This is a genomic window from Plantibacter sp. MMLR14_011 (assembly GCF_001865025.1).
Lineage (GTDB): Bacteria > Actinomycetota > Actinomycetes > Actinomycetales > Microbacteriaceae > Plantibacter > Plantibacter flavus_A.
On the sequence record NZ_MJGW01000017.1, the window covers coordinates 383,205 to 397,670 of the forward strand.

Annotated in this window: 16 protein-coding genes and 1 riboswitch; of the genes, 11 read left to right on the forward strand and 5 right to left on the reverse strand. The window is 70.4% G+C overall.

Going from position 1 to position 14,466, the window contains the following annotated elements; genetic code table 11:
• Positions 1-2: 2 nt before the first annotated feature.
• The gene (gcvT, locus tag BIU99_RS10200; RefSeq protein WP_071261048.1) at positions 3-1,127 is read right to left on the reverse strand and encodes a glycine cleavage system aminomethyltransferase GcvT; all 1,125 of its coding nucleotides are present in this window, start codon (positions 1,125-1,127) and stop codon (positions 3-5) included.
• Between the two features lie 161 nt (positions 1,128-1,288).
• Positions 1,289-1,374: riboswitch (glycine riboswitch) on the reverse strand.
• A gap of 151 nt (positions 1,375-1,525) precedes the next feature.
• On the opposite strand from gcvT, the gene BIU99_RS10205 reads away from it, so the two are divergent.
• The 7 genes from BIU99_RS10205 (at position 1,526) to BIU99_RS10235 (ending at position 7,866) form a co-directional block, all read left to right on the forward strand.
• Entirely contained in the window at positions 1,526-2,311 is a 786-nt protein-coding gene (locus BIU99_RS10205; protein ID WP_071261049.1) for an NUDIX domain-containing protein, read from the forward strand.
• Positions 2,308-3,615 carry a quinolinate synthase NadA gene (gene nadA, locus BIU99_RS10210; RefSeq protein ID WP_064296425.1) on the forward strand — a complete coding sequence of 436 codons (1,308 nt, stop codon included), beginning with the start codon at positions 2,308-2,310 and terminating at the stop codon, positions 3,613-3,615. Before BIU99_RS10205 ends, nadA begins: the two co-directional genes overlap by 4 nt.
• Before the next feature lies 1 nt (position 3,616).
• Positions 3,617-5,242: an L-aspartate oxidase gene (nadB, locus tag BIU99_RS10215; protein ID WP_071261050.1), complete on the forward strand. Its 1,626-nt coding sequence runs from the start codon at positions 3,617-3,619 to the stop codon at positions 5,240-5,242.
• Positions 5,236-6,087, forward strand: coding sequence for a carboxylating nicotinate-nucleotide diphosphorylase (gene nadC / locus BIU99_RS10220; protein WP_071261051.1), 852 nt, complete (start codon positions 5,236-5,238; stop codon positions 6,085-6,087). The genes nadB and nadC overlap by 7 nt, the downstream gene beginning before the upstream one ends.
• 1 nt (position 6,088) lies before the next feature.
• Positions 6,089-7,231, forward strand: coding sequence for a cysteine desulfurase family protein (locus BIU99_RS10225; RefSeq protein WP_071261052.1), 1,143 nt, complete (start codon positions 6,089-6,091; stop codon positions 7,229-7,231).
• Between the two features lie 102 nt (positions 7,232-7,333).
• Positions 7,334-7,534 (forward strand): hypothetical protein, encoded by a 201-nt coding sequence (locus BIU99_RS10230; RefSeq protein ID WP_064296429.1) that lies wholly within the window; start codon positions 7,334-7,336, stop codon positions 7,532-7,534.
• A gap of 116 nt (positions 7,535-7,650) precedes the next feature.
• Entirely contained in the window at positions 7,651-7,866 is a 216-nt protein-coding gene (locus BIU99_RS10235; protein ID WP_064296430.1) for a hypothetical protein, read from the forward strand.
• Between the two features lie 100 nt (positions 7,867-7,966).
• On the opposite strand, the gene BIU99_RS10240 is transcribed toward BIU99_RS10235, so the two are convergent.
• Entirely contained in the window at positions 7,967-9,622 is a 1,656-nt protein-coding gene (locus BIU99_RS10240) for an ABC-F family ATP-binding cassette domain-containing protein (protein ID WP_071261053.1), read from the reverse strand.
• A gap of 210 nt (positions 9,623-9,832) precedes the next feature.
• Between BIU99_RS10240 and BIU99_RS10245 the strand changes: the two genes are divergently transcribed.
• Together BIU99_RS10245 and BIU99_RS10250 are read left to right on the forward strand one after the other, a co-directional pair.
• On the forward strand, positions 9,833-11,059 hold the full coding sequence (locus BIU99_RS10245; protein WP_071261054.1) for an ice-binding family protein: 1,227 nt from the start codon (positions 9,833-9,835) through the stop codon (positions 11,057-11,059).
• A 46-nt stretch (positions 11,060-11,105) separates the two neighbouring features.
• Positions 11,106-11,453, forward strand: coding sequence for a LysR family transcriptional regulator (locus BIU99_RS10250; protein ID WP_071261055.1), 348 nt, complete (start codon positions 11,106-11,108; stop codon positions 11,451-11,453).
• A gap of 13 nt (positions 11,454-11,466) precedes the next feature.
• Here the strand turns inward: BIU99_RS10250 and BIU99_RS10255 are convergent, their stop codons facing one another.
• Positions 11,467-12,636, reverse strand: a complete 1,170-nt coding sequence (locus BIU99_RS10255) for a hypothetical protein (RefSeq protein WP_071261056.1) — start codon at positions 12,634-12,636, stop codon at positions 11,467-11,469.
• 136 nt (positions 12,637-12,772) lie between these two features.
• Here BIU99_RS10255 and BIU99_RS10260 point away from each other — a divergent pair, with 136 nt between their 5' ends.
• Entirely contained in the window at positions 12,773-13,285 is a 513-nt protein-coding gene (locus tag BIU99_RS10260) for a hypothetical protein (RefSeq protein WP_071261057.1), read from the forward strand.
• Between the two features lie 95 nt (positions 13,286-13,380).
• Here the strand turns inward: BIU99_RS10260 and BIU99_RS10265 are convergent, their stop codons facing one another.
• Positions 13,381-13,698: a HigA family addiction module antitoxin gene (locus tag BIU99_RS10265; protein WP_071261058.1), complete on the reverse strand. Its 318-nt coding sequence runs from the start codon at positions 13,696-13,698 to the stop codon at positions 13,381-13,383.
• Positions 13,685-13,966 (reverse strand): type II toxin-antitoxin system RelE/ParE family toxin, encoded by a 282-nt coding sequence (locus BIU99_RS10270; protein ID WP_071261059.1) that lies wholly within the window; start codon positions 13,964-13,966, stop codon positions 13,685-13,687. Before BIU99_RS10270 ends, BIU99_RS10265 begins: the two co-directional genes overlap by 14 nt.
• A 127-nt stretch (positions 13,967-14,093) precedes the next feature.
• Here BIU99_RS10270 and BIU99_RS10275 point away from each other — a divergent pair, with 127 nt between their 5' ends.
• Complete coding sequence (locus BIU99_RS10275; RefSeq protein WP_071261061.1) at positions 14,094-14,432, forward strand: hypothetical protein; 339 nt, start codon at positions 14,094-14,096, stop codon at positions 14,430-14,432.
• Positions 14,433-14,466 lie beyond the last annotated feature (34 nt).

Consider the following 14,466-nt stretch of genomic DNA (forward strand, 5'->3'; position numbering starts at 1 on the left):
GGTTACTTCTCTCTCGAATAGAAGGGGAGCGTGGTGACGGTCGCGGGGATCCGCGTGCCGCGGACGTCGATGTCGAGCACGGTGCCCGGCTCGGCGTGGTCGGGGTGTACGTAGGCCATGGCGATCGGGTGCCCGAGGGTGGGCGACAGTGCCCCGCTCGTCACCTCGCCGACCGTCGTGTCGCCGGCGAGGACGCGGTAACCGGCACGACCGGCGCGACGCCCCTCGGAGACGAGGGCGACGAGGACCGGTGCACCGTCCGCCGGGCCTGCCTCGACGGCGTCGCGTCCGACGAACGTGCCGTGCTTCCCGAGCGCGACGACGCGACCGAGTCCGGCCTGGACCGGCAGCATGTCCGGACCGAGCTCGTGGCCGTAGAGCGGCATGCCGGCTTCGAGACGGAGCGTGTCGCGACTGGCGAGGCCGGCGGGGACCAGCCCGAGCGGTGTCCCGGCGGCGACGATGGCGTTCCACAGCTCGACGGCGTCGGCCGCGTCGACGTACAGCTCGAACCCGTCCTCGCCGGTGTAGCCGGTGCGCCCGATGAAGACCGTGCCGTTCTCGAAGGAGGCACCGGTCGCGCGGTAGTACTTCACCTCGTCGAGGGAGGGCAGCTCGTCCAGGATGTGGAGCCCCTCGGTCGCCTGGAGGATGGCGCGGGAGGCGGGCCCCTGGACGGCGATGAGCGCGATCTCGTCGCTGCGGTCCATGACGACCACGTGCTCGAACCCCGCGGCCCGCTCGGTGAGCGCTGCGACGACGGCGTCGTGGTTGCCCGCGTTCGCGACGACGAGGTACTCGTGCTCGCCGTTGCGGTAGACGACGAGGTCGTCGACGATGCCGCCGGCCTCGTTCAGCAGCAGGGAGTACTTGGCCTGGAGCAGGTCGATGGCGGACAGCTTGCCCGCGAGCGCCTGGTCGAGGAAGTCGGCTGCGTCGTCGCCCACGACCTGGATCTCGGCCATGTGGGAGATGTCGAAGATACCGGCGGCGGTGCGGACGGCGTGGTGCTCGGCGAGATCGCTCGAGTACCGTACGGGCATCTGCCATCCGGCGAAGTCCGTGAAACTCGCGCCGGCGGCTTCGTGGACGGCATGGAGCGGGCTGGTTCGTTCGAGGTCGGTCACGAGTTCTCCGGGGTCGCGTGGTGCGCTGCGGACACCAGACGGTGCCCGTTGGGAACTCCCCCTCTGTCATTGGCCTGAGAGCTTCACGAGTGCCGCTGCTGCGGACACTGCTTTCACCGTCGGCGAGCGCACCACGAACGTGCGCTGCTTTCCAGAGTGGCCAGTCCGATGCGGTACAGGACCTGAGAGATTGGCGGGGAGGCTTGCTCCTTCGGTGCCGGCGTACCGGCTCTCCCGCATCGTGTTCGCGGCCCGATGTTCGATTGAGCCGCCAGCATATCGCGAGTGGTCGCCTCGGCGCAGGACCTTGTTCGAGTCAGGTGTACACTAAGCCTGTATCGAGTACAGGTCATTTCTACCTGAAGTGCCGCCGGTGCTCCGGAATCCGGAGATCCCCCATGCAGCGACCGACGACTCCCGTGGAGCAGACGGACCCGCAGGTCGGCCTCGCGGTCTCGACCGTCATCTTCACGCTCAGGGCCGACGACGGGTTCGGCGCGACCGATCCGGCACCCGGCATCTGGCTCCCGCTCGTCCGGCGCATCCGTGAGCCCTACGACGGCCTCTGGGCACTGCCGGGTGGCCCGCTCGGTGCCGCGGAATCCCTCGCGGACGCGGCCTCGTCGACCCTGGAGACGACCACCTCCCTCCGTCCGCGGTACCTCGAGCAGCTCTACGCGTTCGGCGACCTCGACCGCTCCCCCGCCGAGCGGGTCGTCTCGATCGTCTACTGGGCGCTCGTCGGGTCCGACGAGGCGAAGCGCACGCGGCTCGGCCAGAACGTCCGCTGGTTCCCGGCCGACGCACTCCCCCCGTTGGCGTTCGACCACCGCGACATCGTCGAATACGCCCTGTGGCGGCTCCGCAACAAGCTGGAGTACAGCCACATCGCGCACGCCTTCCTCGGGGAGACCTTCACCCTCTCCGAACTCCGGGAGGTGCACGAGGCGGTGTTGCAGAAGCAACTCGACCCCGCGAACTTCCGACGCCAGGTCGAGTCCTCCGGTCTCGTCCTGCAGACCGACGAACTCCGTACCGGTGGGCGCCACCGCCCGGCGCGGCTCTACCGGTGGACCCAGCCCGTCAACCGACCGGAGACCCCGTCGCCCGGCCGGTCGACGAGCCGCAGACCCACGACGTCCACCCCGACCACCACCCGTCAGCAGTCCGAGGAGCCAGCATGACCATCACCGCATCCGTCGACGACACCATCCAGCAGATCACCGAGGGTGCGTCCGACGGCGCGACCTGCGCGCCCGAACTCGCGGCCGGGCCTTGGGTGTTCGACCTGCAACCGCCGAGCTACGGCCCTGGAGCGTCGATGGGCGACGTCATCCCGACCGGTTCGCCTCGGCAAGGCCAGCTCCCGGCCGCCTACCGCGACGCCTCGAACGATGAGCTCCACCGCCGCATCGTGGCCGCGAAGCAGACGCTCGGAGACCGCGTCGTGATCCTCGGACACTTCTACCAGCGCGACGAGGTGGTCCAGCACGCCGACTACATCGGCGACTCCTTCCAGCTCGCGAACGCGGCCAAGGCCCGCACCGAGGCCGAGGCGATCGTGTTCTGCGGCGTGCACTTCATGGCCGAGACCGCCGACCTGCTGTCCGGTCCCGAGCAGGCCGTGATCCTCCCGAACCTCGCCGCCGGATGCTCGATGGCCGACATGGCGGACATCGACCAGGTCGAGGAGGCGTGGGAGGCCCTCGAGGCGCTCTACGGGACCGAGCCGGACGCCGACGGCCGGGTACCGGTCATCCCCGTCACCTACATGAACTCCTCGGCGGCGCTCAAGGGCTTCTGCGGTCGGCACGGCGGGATCGTCTGCACGTCCAGCAACGCGGAGACGGTCTTGCGGTGGGCCTTCGAGCGGGGACAGCGGGTGCTGTTCTTCCCGGATCAGCACCTGGGTCGGAACACCGCCAAGAAGCTGGGGGTGCCACTCGAGCACATGCCGATGTGGAACCCGAACCGCCCGCTCGGCGGGAACGAGGCGACCGACCTCGAGCAGGCCGAGGTCATCCTGTGGCACGGCTTCTGCTCGGTGCACAAGCGGTTCACCGTCGATCAGATCGACCGCGCCCGGGCGCAGCACCCCGGCGTCCGGGTCATCGTGCATCCCGAGTGCCCGATGGCGGTCGTCGACGCGGCAGACGAAGCGGGGTCGACGGACTACATCCAGAAGGCCATCGCGGCGGCACCCGACGGCACCACGTTCGCGATCGGCACCGAGATCAACATGGTGCAGCGCCTCGCCGCGCAGTACCCGCAGCACACGATCTTCTGCCTCGACGACGTGATCTGCCCCTGCTCGACGATGTACCGCATCCACCCCGGCTACCTGGCCTGGGTGCTCGAGGGACTCGTCGCGGGCGAGGTGCTCAACCGCATCACCGTGTCCGACGACGTGGCCGTCCCGGCGCGGCTGTCGCTCGAGCGCATGCTCGCCGCGAAGCCGCCCGTCGCCGCCGGAACCCAGGCCGGCTGACATGGCGACGGTGCTCGTGGTCGGGAGCGGGATCGCCGGTCTCGTGGCCGCGATCCGCGCGAGCGAACGGCACGATGTGGTGGTCGTCACCAAGGACGTCCTCGGCCAGAGCAACACGCGCTACGCGCAGGGCGGGATCGCCGGGGTCATGTTCGACGACGACCGCGTCGAGGACCACGTCCGGGACACGCTGCTGGCCGGCGCGGGGCTGTGCGACGAGGAGGCCGTCCGGGTGCTCTGCACCGAGGGGCCCGAACGGATCCGCGAGCTCATCGCCTTCGGTGTGGCGTTCGACCGAGACGGCGACGCCTTCGCGAAGGGCCTCGAAGCGGCCCACTCCTACCCCCGGGTGCTGCACGCCGGCGGCGATGCGACCGGCGCGGCGATCGAGACGGCGCTCGTCGAGACGCTCGCAGCCCGGCGGGTCACCGTGCTGGAGCACACCGTTCTCGTCGACCTGGTGGTCACGGCAGGGACGGTCACCGGTGCACACCTCCGGTCCTCCGAGCGCGGTGCGTTCACCGTCGACGCCGACCAGGTGATCCTCGCCACCGGCGGTGTCGGACAGCTCTACCCGTTCACGACCAACCCGGCGGTGGCGACCGGCGACGGCGCCGCTGCAGCACTCCGTGCCGGAGCGGCGCTGGCCGACGTGGAATTCGTCCAGTTCCACCCGACCGCGCTCGCCGCACCCGGAAGCTTCCTCGTCTCCGAGGCCGTCCGGGGCGAGGGGGCCGTCCTCCGTGACGCGCGCGGAGAACGCTTCATGCGGGCGCTCCACCCCGACGCCGAGCTCGCACCACGCGACGTGGTCGCCCGCGGGATCGCGCGGACCATGGCCGCGCAGGGCGGTGCCCCGGTGACGCTCGACGCGACCGCGCTCGGTGCGGACCGCCTCGCCGCGCGGTTCCCGGGGATCGACGAGCACCTCCGGGCCTCCGGTGTGGACTGGTCGCGCACACCGGTCGCCGTCGCCCCGGCCGCACATTATTGGATGGGCGGCATCGCCACGGACCTCGACGGCCGGACCACCCTGCCCGGGCTCCTCGCCGTGGGCGAGGTCGCACGCACTGGCGTCCACGGGGCCAACCGCCTGGCCTCCAACTCGCTCCTCGAGGGTGCCGTCTTCGCGGCCCGCGCCGTCGCGGCGATCGATGCGGCACCGGGTCCGATCGCCGGTCGCCCGAGGCTCGGCGGTCAGCGGGTCGTCCTGGATCCCCGCGCGGCCGAAGGCGACCCCGGGCTCCCGGCGGATGCCGTCGAGCCCTTCAGCCGATCGGCGCTCCACGCCGTGATGTGGCGGGATGCCGGGCTGGTCCGTGACGCGCGTGGTCTCGAGCTCGCGCGCCGGACCCTGGACCGGTGGTCGACCGAACTCGACGACGTCGTCACCGCACCGCGGTCGGTCGCGGCCGCCGAGGACCGCAACCTCCTGCTGCTCGCCCGGGCCGTGGTCGCCGCTGCCCTCGCCCGCACCGAGTCGCGCGGTGCCCACGCCAGGGACGACCATCCCGGTGTCGATCCCGATCAGGCGTCGCCCATCGCGATCGTCCTCGCCACCTCGGCCGCCGCGTCCCAGCCCACCACCCACCCATCCGTGAACGGAACCGTGCTCGCACCATGCTGACCCCACACCTCATCGACACCACCGTCACCGCGGCCCTCGTCGAGGACGCCCCGTGGGGTGACCTCACGGCGGCGACCCTCATCCCGGAGGACGCCACGGCCTCGGCCTCCCTGGCCGCCCGAGAGGCGGGCGTCTTCAGCGGCTCTGCCGTCTTCGAGGCGGCGTTCCGACTGACCGACCCACGCATCACGGTCGCGTTCCTCGTCGCCGACGGCGAACGGTTCGCCGCGGGCGACACCATCGCCATGGTGTCGGGTCCGGCGCGTGCCGTCCTGACCGCCGAGCGCGTCGCTCTGAACTTCGTGCAGCGGATGAGCGGCATCGCGACCATCACCGCGGCCTACGTCGACGCCGTGTCGGACACCCGCGCCCGCATCGTCGACACCCGGAAGACGACCCCGGGCCTGCGCGTCTTCGAGCGCCACGCGGTGCGATCGGGCGGCGGACACAACCACCGCCATTCGCTCTCCGACGCCGTCATGGTCAAGGACAACCACCTGGCTGTCCTCCTCGAGCGCGGGCTGACGGTCACCGAGGCGCTGCTGCGGGCCCGCGAGGAGCTCCCGCACACGACGACCATCGAGGTCGAGGTCGACCGCCTGGACCAGATCGAGGCGGCACTCGCGGCGGGCGTCGACACGATCATGCTCGACAACTTCACCGTCGACGAGCTCCGCGAGGGCGTCGCGCTGATCGCCGGCCGCGCCATCGTGGAGGCGAGCGGGAACGTGACGCTGTCGACGGTGCGGGCCATCGCGGAGACCGGTGTGGACGTCATCTCCTCCGGTGCCCTCACGCACAGTGTCCGCTCCCTCGACCTCGGACTCGACGTCTCGGTCGACTGAGATGCTCTACCTCGACAACGCGGCGACGACGCCGGTGCGCCCCGAGGTGCTCGAGGCGATGTGGCCGTACCTGACGAGCACCTTCGGCAACCCGTCGAGCCATCACACCGTCGGCGAGGCGGCGGCCGGAGCGTTGCGGGACGCCCGGCGACGCGTCGCGACCGTGCTGGGCGTCCGACCTGGCGACGTGGTGTTCACCTCGGGTGGCACCGAAGCGGACAACCTCGCGGTCAAGGGCATCACTCTGGCGGCCCTCGAACGCGGACGCCATGTCGTCACCTCGCCGATCGAGCACGAGGCGGTCGCGGAATCGGTCGCATACCTCACGCGGTTCCACGGGGTCGAGGCGACCATCCTCCCGGTGGACGGGACCGGCCTGGTCGACCCGGCCGAACTCGCCGCGGCACTCCGGCCGGACACGGTGCTCGTCTCAGTGATGGCGGCCAACAACGAGATCGGCACGGTCCAGGACCTGTCGGCGCTCGGGGCCGTCACGCGCGCCGCAGGCGTCCCGTTCCACACCGACGCCGTGCAGGCGGCAGGGTGGCTTCCCCTCGGACTCGACCGCCTCGGCGTGGACGCGCTGAGCCTCGCCGGTCACAAGCTCGGGGCGCCGAAGGGGGTCGGACTGCTCGCCGTTCGCGGGTCGCTGCCCCTGGAACCGCTCCTGCACGGTGGCGGGCAGGAACGCGGGCGCCGGAGCGGGACCGAACAGGTGGCCGCCGCCGTCGGGCTCGCGACGGCGCTGGAGCTCGCCGAGCGTGATCGGGTGGAAGCGGTCGACCGTGTCAGTGGGTTGCGTGACGAGTTCATCGCGAGGGTCCTGAACGAGGTCCCGCGCGCTCGGTTGACGGGCCACCCCGAACGACGGCTGCCGGGTATCGCGTCGTTCGTGTTCCCCTGGACCTCGGGCGAGGCGGTCCTCCTCGAACTCGAACGGCGCGGCGTCGTCTCCTCGAGCGGCTCCGCGTGCGCCGCCGGCAGCGACGAGCCGTCGCCGGTCCTCCTCGCGATCGGCATCGCTCCGGAGGTCGCGCAGACCGCTGTGCGCTTCAGTTGGACCGCCGCCGTCACCGCGGCCGATCTGGACCGGACGGCGAGCGCCGTCGTCGCCTCGGTGGAGGCCGTCGCGGGTCTCCGCTGAACCCCACGACGACCGACCGGACGGATCCGGCCGCGCGCTCGGTGCCGGGTGTCCGGGTGTCTGACGGTGCCCACCGTCGGAGGCTGGGCTACGGTGGGATCCATGAGCACCGAGCAGGACGCGGCAGACCGCGCACGACGTCGACACGACAATGAGGACGCTGACGCCGTCACCCGGTTCCTCGCCGAGCGAGACCCGGAGTACGACCTCCACACGGAGCGTCTGGTCGACCCGGAGGAGGTCATCCTCAAGGACTGGCTGCCGCACGCGACCCCGACCGACGGTGGCGCCCCAGCCCCCTGACGGGCCGTCGCACGCTCTAGCCGCCGACGCAGCGGAACACAAGTGGTTGCCGCGCAGGCATCGGTCCGCGAGGCTGGAACCGTGACCGACAGTCGGGATCAGAGACGGAGTTGACGATGGGATTCCTGGACAACGCCAAGGACGCTGCTGAGGCGACGGGCAAGAAGATCGGCGAGGCCGTCGACGACACCAAGGAGCGCATCAGCGACAAGCTGGACGAGGCCAAGGCCGACGCCAAGGTGAAGCAGGCGGAGGCCGACGTGAAGAAGGCCGAGGCCGAGCGCGACACCACCGAGGCGAAGAACGACTACAAGGAGCAGCTGCGCGACTGACGCGCCCCCTGAACGACGAGGACCCCGCCCGGCGAACGCCGCGGGGTCCTCGCTCATGTCCGGCGAGGGTCTCCACCGACGGCCCGGATGACGATCACCGCTAGCGCTCGGTGACCTGGCCGGCCTCGACGACCCACCGCCGTTCGATCCGAACGGTGTCGAGCATGCGGCGGTCGTGGGTGACGAGCAGGAGTGTTCCGTCGTAGCTCTCGAGCGCCTCCTCGAGCTGTTCGATGGCGGCGAGGTCGAGGTGGTTCGTCGGCTCGTCCAAGACCAGCAGGTTGATCCCGGTGGCTTGGAGCACCGCGAGCCCGGCGCGGGTGCGCTCCCCCGGCGACAGCTCGTCGACGGGCCGGTTCACGTGGTCGGCCTTCAACCCGAACTTCGCCAGCAGCGTCCTGACCTCTCCCGGACTGAGGTCGGGCACGATCGCCTCGAAGCGGTCGGCGAGCGGCTCCGAGCCGACGAGCAGCGAGCGGGCCTGGTCGATCTCGCCGATCCGCACACTGGAGCCGAGGCTCGCGCTGCCCGCATCGGGTTCACGGCGACCGAGCAGCGTCGCGAGCAGGGTGGACTTGCCGGCACCGTTGGGCCCCGTGATGCCGATGCGATCGCCCACGTTCACCTGGAGGGACAGGGGGCCGAGCTGGAAGTCGCCCTGCCGGACGACGGCCTCGGAGAGCGTGGCGACGACCGTGCTCGAGCGCGGTGCGCTGCCGATCGTGAACTGCAGCTGCCACTCCTTGCGCGGTTCCTCCACCTCGTCCAGCCGGGCGATGCGGCTCTCCATCTGCCGGACCTTCTGGGCCTGCTTCTCCGAGGACTCCGCCGAGGCCTTCCGCCGGATCTTGTCGTTGTCGGGCGCCTTCTTCATCGCGTTCCGCACGCCCTGGCTGGACCACTCCCGCTGCACCCGGGCACGACCGATGAGGTCGGCCTTCTTGTCGGCGAACTCGTCGTAGGCGTCGCGGGCGTGCCGCCTGGCGACCTCGCGCTCCTCGAGGTAGGCCTCGTATCCGCCCCCGAAGACGCGGTTGCTCTGCTGCGCGAGGTCGAGTTCGAGGACGCGGGTGACGCAGCGGGCGAGGAACTCACGGTCGTGGCTGACGAGCACCACACCCCCGCGCAATCCCTGCACGAAGCGTTCGAGCCGCTCCAGACCGTCGAGGTCGAGGTCGTTGGTCGGTTCGTCGAGGAGGACGATGTCGAATCGCGACAGCAGCAGCGCCGCCAGTCCGACGCGAGCGGCCTGCCCACCGGACAGTGAGGTCATCATCGTGGTCGTGACATCCGCGTCGAGGTCCAGCCCGAGGTCGGCGAGGACAGCGGGGATCCGCTCCTCGAGGTCGGCCGCGCCGCTCGCCAACCAGCGGTCGAGGGCGGCGGAGTAGACGTCCGCGGGGTCCGCGCCTGTCTGCGGGGGTTCGGCGAGCGCTGCGGCGGCCGCGTCCATCGCCTCGGTCGCCGCAGCACAGCCGGTGCGCCGGGCGATGTAGGCGGCGACGCTCTCGCCGACGACGCGCTCGTGTTCTTGCGGGAGCGCGCCCACGAAGGCGTCGGAGGGCGACAGCGTGATCGTGCCGGCCTGCGGTTCGAGCGAGCCGCCGAGGAGGTGCAGCAGCGTCGACTTCCCCGCGCCGTTCATCCCGACGACCCCGATGACGTCCCCCGGCGCCACCGTCAGGTCGAGGCCGTCGAACAGGGTGCGGTGGCCGTGTCCTCCGGCCAGGCCTTGGGCCACGAGCGTTGCAGTCATGCTGCAATCGTCTCATTCGGAGCAGGCTTCACCGAACGTTCATTCCGCGCCACGAGTCGGCGGAGTAGCGTATCGCACCGAGATAACGATTGGCTACGTCAGGAGCGCTAGCTGACCGCACGCCCCCCGAAGGTGGTACACAGGGAACAGTTGCGGTTGATGTCGCCATTCTCGTTGGCTTCGCGCCCCTCCCACATGGAAGGGGCCCTGATGCGCCTCGAACTCTCCCCACTCGACCACAGCGCCAGACCCGGTCGCACTCGCCCACGGCTCTTCGCCGCAGCGGCAGTCGTGACCGTCGGACTCCTGGCCATCGGTGCCGGACCGGCGAACGCCGCGACCTCGATCGACGGCCCGATCTTCCTCGGCACGGCAGCCGACTACGGCGTCCTCGCCGCATCGACCGTCACCAACACCGGCGTGACCACGATCAACGGCGACCTCGGGCTCAGCCCGGGGAGCTCCGTGACCGGCTTCCCCCCGGGCCTCGTCAACGGCACCCAGAACGTGACGAACGAGCCCGCCGCCCTCGCCAAGAACGACCTCCTCACCGCGATGGGCGTCGCCTCCAGCCTCACACCGGCCCCGCAGCAGGTCGGCGACCTCACCGACCTCAACCTCACTCCCGGTGTCTACGCCGGTGGAGAGATCTCCCTCACCGGGAACGTGACGCTCACCGGTACCGCGGAGTCGGTCTGGGTCTTCCAGGCTGCGAGCACGCTGAAGACCGCCACCGGTTCCTCGGTGACCCTCGTCGGCGGCGCAAGCGCCTGCAACGTGTTCTGGCGTGTCGGCAGCGAGGCCACGCTCGACGGAGGCGCGCCCTTCGTCGGCACGATCCTCGCCGACACGTCCATCTCCACGGGAGCGGGCACGGTCGTCGAAGGACGTCTCCTCGCCTCCACCGGCGCCGTGACGCTCATCAACACCGTCATCAACCGGCCGACCGGCTGCGACGACGGCAGCGGCTCCGCCGTGACCACGAGCCCGGAGATCACCTCCGCTCCGCTCCCCGGCGGCACCGTCGGCACGACGTACGACAGCACGGTCACCTCGACCGGCAGCCCCGACGCGACGTACACCGTCACCTCGGGTGCCCTGCCCCCGGGACTCGTCCTCGACGGCGTGACCGGTGGCGTGACCGGTACGCCGACGACGCCCGGGACCTACACGGTGACCATCACCGCGAGCAACGGCACCGCACCCGACGACTCCATCGAATCGACGATCGTCATCACGGAGGCCGTCCCGCCGGGCACTCCGCAGGTCCCCGGTCAGCCGGCGGTTCCGGCCGGAGACATCACGAGGCTCCCCGACACCGGGTTCCAGGGATCCACGCTCGCGATCGTGGCCGGCTCCCTGCTCGGCCTCGGCCTGCTCGCGGGTATCGCCTCGGTGATCGTGCGACGTCGTCGACGCGACCAGCTGGGTGGCTGACGCGACACTGGTCGGCAGCCTGACGCCGTGACCGTAGGCTGAGGGCATGGACCACAAGCAGCTGCGCTCCTTCGTCGCCTCCGCGGAGACCCTCCACTTCGCGAAGGCGGCCAAGGCGCTCGGTGTGCCGAGGAGCACCGTCGTCGCCGACGTCCGGAGGCTCGAGGAGAGCGTCGGAGCGGAACTGTTCGCCCGTGACGTGGAGTCCACGCAGCTGACGGACGCCGGCTACGCGTTCCTCATCGAGGCGCGTCGCCAACTCGACGCCTCTGCGGCAGCGGCAGCGAAGTCGGCTCCCGCGCCGGGTGGTAAGGCCAAGGCGAACAAGGGCAAGGGTCGCGCGCCCAAGGTCAAGGGCGAGCCGCTCCCGTACAAGAAGCGCCAGGGTCGCTGAGCGGTACGCGCCGTCAGCGGTCCTGCGTCTCCGACGCGGACTCGACGACCCGCACCGATTCGCCTCGCCGCTCCGCGTCGGCTCGGGCCGTCCGTGCGATCGACACGAGGGTCTCGACAGGGGTCGGCGCGGCCGAATCCACCACGACGCCGAGGTTCGCAGCACCGGCGAAACCGTCGAGCTGTTGCGTCACGGCCTCCCGGTAGCCGGCGGCGATCGGTGCCGCGAGGTCGTGCAGCCCAGAGAGGCCGGTCGGCCCCGGTTCGACCGACGTGGCCACGAGGATCGTCCCACTCCACACGCGGGTGCAGACGGACCCGGCCGGCAACTCACGGAAGACCGCGGCGGCGAGCAGCGCCTCCAGCTCCCCCGCCGTCGCCATCCCGTAGGCGCGGCGGAGGTCGCCGTAGCCGTCGATGGCCACGACGAGGATCGCGAGGCGACGATCGGACTGTTGCCCGTCGCGGAGTCGGGTCGCCTCGGCGATGAACGCGCGGCGCCCCACCGCGCGGACGCCCACCCGCTCCGAGGAGAGGCGCTGCTTGCGCTCCCAGGAGCGCAGGAGGACGAGGCCGACGGCGACCGCGACGACGAACACGAGGTTCATGTAGGTCACGATGGGCGTGCTGAACAGCCGCTCGAAGATCTCCGAGTGAGGACCCGCCGCGAGGTAGACCGCGAGGCGCACGGCGGTGAACACGGCGTGCAGGATCATGACGACGACGAGCACCAGCGACGCCGGCGCCGTCCGCATGCGCCCCCGCCGTGCCTCGTACGCGACGAGCAGCGACAGCATGATGAGCGAGATGAGCCGGGCGATGGTGCCGGCCCACTCCGGGTCGTCGGTGGGGTCGAGGACGGCGGAGATCGCCGTCACCCCGACGGAGAGGGTGCCGAGCAGCACGAGGCTGCGTCGACCGTTGAACAGCCGGCACCCGACCCACAAGGCGGCGATCGAAGCGACCATGGCGGCGTTGGCGACGGCGACGATCCACACCGAGTCGCCGTTGAGCGTGGCGGCGAGATAGCTGACCGCCGAGAGCAGGGTGGTGGCGAATCCCGACATCCATGCTGCCAGGTGGCGTCCGGCCAGGGTTCGCGCGCTGTCGAGTCCGTAGAAGATACCGCACGCGGCGCAGACGATCACCGCCACCACCAGCATGCTCGCCAGATCGATCGTCACCCGTGGCCTCCCCCAGGCGCCCGTTCGGGTGGCGCCTCATCGAGCGTACCGCCGGAGCACGACCCCGCTGGCGGCTGGGGGCGTCGGAACCACCGGGGTGCTGAACGACGGTGACCCACTGTGCCACCATCGACCCATGCGCGAATCGCCCGATCGACCCGTCGCCGTCCGCGCGACGGCGTTCCGTGGCACGTCGAGATGGCGCCGACGGCCGCTGCGGTTCGTCGGCTACGACGCCCTCCTGCCGGACGGTTCCGTCTGGTTCGACGTGGATCTCGCCGCAGCCATGCCTGCCCACCCGGCGGATACCTCGACCCGCGAGACGAACGTGCACGACCGCTGCCCCGAGGTCGGTGCCGGTCCGTGGGTCGACGGGTTCGGGCGTGCCGTCGACGGGCCAGACGACGGCGGACCGCCGCTGAGCGCACGCCGCCGCGCGCGCCCGCGACCCACCGATCTGCCCGACCGCCGCCCATCGGCGAAGGCCGGGAGACGCTGGCGCACCGGGTTCGGCGTGGCAGCGCTCGGCCTCGGTGCCCTGCTCGTCATCGGCCCGTCCCGCGACACCCCTCTGGGCTTCCTCGGGGCGGTCAGCGCCCTCGTCGGGGTCGCCGCCCTCGCGGGCCTGGTCCCCCGCGCCAGACGCTAGTGGTGGCGGTCGATCGCCTCGACCCGGAGTGCGCGTGTTGTCCCCAGCCCCGCACACAGGCGACAGAACACGCACTCTCGGCGTGAAGTATGACGCTACGCGGCAGCAGGCTTCAGTGGCGTGATCGCCGCGATCTGTTGCGAAAGCCGATCCTCGGCGAGATCGAGCTCATAGCGCATCTGCAGGTTGAGCCAGAACTGCGCCGAAGTGCCGAAGTACTTCGCAAGCCGGAGCGCGGTGTCCGCTGTGATGGACCGCTTGCCGTGGACGATCTCATTGATGCGACGTGGTGGGACTCCGATGGACACCGCCAGCTTGTTCTGTGTGATCCCGAACCCCTCGATGAAGTCCTGTATGAGCACTTCACCGGGGTGGATCGGTGCGAGCTTGCCGCTCGAGTCAGTGATAGTCAACGATCTCCACCTCCTCGGGCCCCGTGGCCGTCCACACGAAACAGATTCTCCATTGGTCGTTGATCCTGATGCTGTGCTGCCCGGCACGATCGCCCTTGAGCGGCTCGAGTCGGTTGCCCGGTGGGACCCGAAGATCGTCGAGCATCTCTGCGGCACCCACCTGGCGAAGCTTCCGAAGCGCAACCCGATGGATCCGAGGATCGATCGACCGCACTCGTTCCCGACGCCACAATCGCTCGGTATCCCGGCTGCCGAACGACCTGATCATCGTAGCAGGGTATAACGCACCTCGTTAATAACGCGAGTCGTTACATACTCCTTGCGATGAACCGGTTCATGGTAGGAACACCCCTCCCCGGACCTACGGACCTCCGGACCGCTGGGAGAATCGAGGCATGGACATGCGCTACGTCGACCATGAACCGGGAATGTGGTTCCTCGTCGAGCAGGAGGGTTCGCTCTACCTCCACGCGAGGTACAGTTACAGCGCCCTCATCGACGATTCCGCGCTCATCCGGCTGAACGACACCGAGCTCGCCGCCTACCTCGCGGGCGACCACGATGTCCTGTCGGATCTCGCGACGCGTGTCCACAACAGCGCACCCTATCGAGCTGAGTCGAAGTTCTTCAGCAGGGATCTGTACCGCAGCGCAGACGGCCCGCAGTATCGCAAAGCCGTCTCAGCGGCGATCGCCGATCACACGTGGATCGCGGAACAGCGGCGGAAGCGGTGACCACCACCGAGAACGCTCATTCCGTCGACTGGAG

What these genes read in the sequence shown, in the direction of transcription:
- BIU99_RS10205 (WP_071261049.1), top strand. Translation starts at nt 1,526, where the DNA reads ATGCAGCGACCGACGACTCCCGTGGAGCAGACGGACCCGCAGGTCGGC.
- nadA (WP_064296425.1), top strand. Translation starts at nt 2,308, where the DNA reads ATGACCATCACCGCATCCGTCGACGACACCATCCAGCAGATCACCGAG.
- nadB (WP_071261050.1), top strand. Translation starts at nt 3,617, where the DNA reads ATGGCGACGGTGCTCGTGGTCGGGAGCGGGATCGCCGGTCTCGTGGCC.
- nadC (WP_071261051.1), top strand. Translation starts at nt 5,236, where the DNA reads ATGCTGACCCCACACCTCATCGACACCACCGTCACCGCGGCCCTCGTC.
- BIU99_RS10225 (WP_071261052.1), top strand. Translation starts at nt 6,089, where the DNA reads ATGCTCTACCTCGACAACGCGGCGACGACGCCGGTGCGCCCCGAGGTG.
- BIU99_RS10230 (WP_064296429.1), top strand. Translation starts at nt 7,334, where the DNA reads ATGAGCACCGAGCAGGACGCGGCAGACCGCGCACGACGTCGACACGAC.
- BIU99_RS10235 (WP_064296430.1), top strand. Translation starts at nt 7,651, where the DNA reads ATGGGATTCCTGGACAACGCCAAGGACGCTGCTGAGGCGACGGGCAAG.
- BIU99_RS10240 (WP_071261053.1), bottom strand. Translation starts at nt 9,622, where the DNA reads ATGACTGCAACGCTCGTGGCCCAAGGCCTGGCCGGAGGACACGGCCAC.
- BIU99_RS10245 (WP_071261054.1), top strand. Translation starts at nt 9,833, where the DNA reads ATGCGCCTCGAACTCTCCCCACTCGACCACAGCGCCAGACCCGGTCGC.
- BIU99_RS10250 (WP_071261055.1), top strand. Translation starts at nt 11,106, where the DNA reads ATGGACCACAAGCAGCTGCGCTCCTTCGTCGCCTCCGCGGAGACCCTC.
- BIU99_RS10260 (WP_071261057.1), top strand. Translation starts at nt 12,773, where the DNA reads ATGCGCGAATCGCCCGATCGACCCGTCGCCGTCCGCGCGACGGCGTTC.
- BIU99_RS10270 (WP_071261059.1), bottom strand. Translation starts at nt 13,966, where the DNA reads ATGATCAGGTCGTTCGGCAGCCGGGATACCGAGCGATTGTGGCGTCGG.
- BIU99_RS10275 (WP_071261061.1), top strand. Translation starts at nt 14,094, where the DNA reads ATGGACATGCGCTACGTCGACCATGAACCGGGAATGTGGTTCCTCGTC.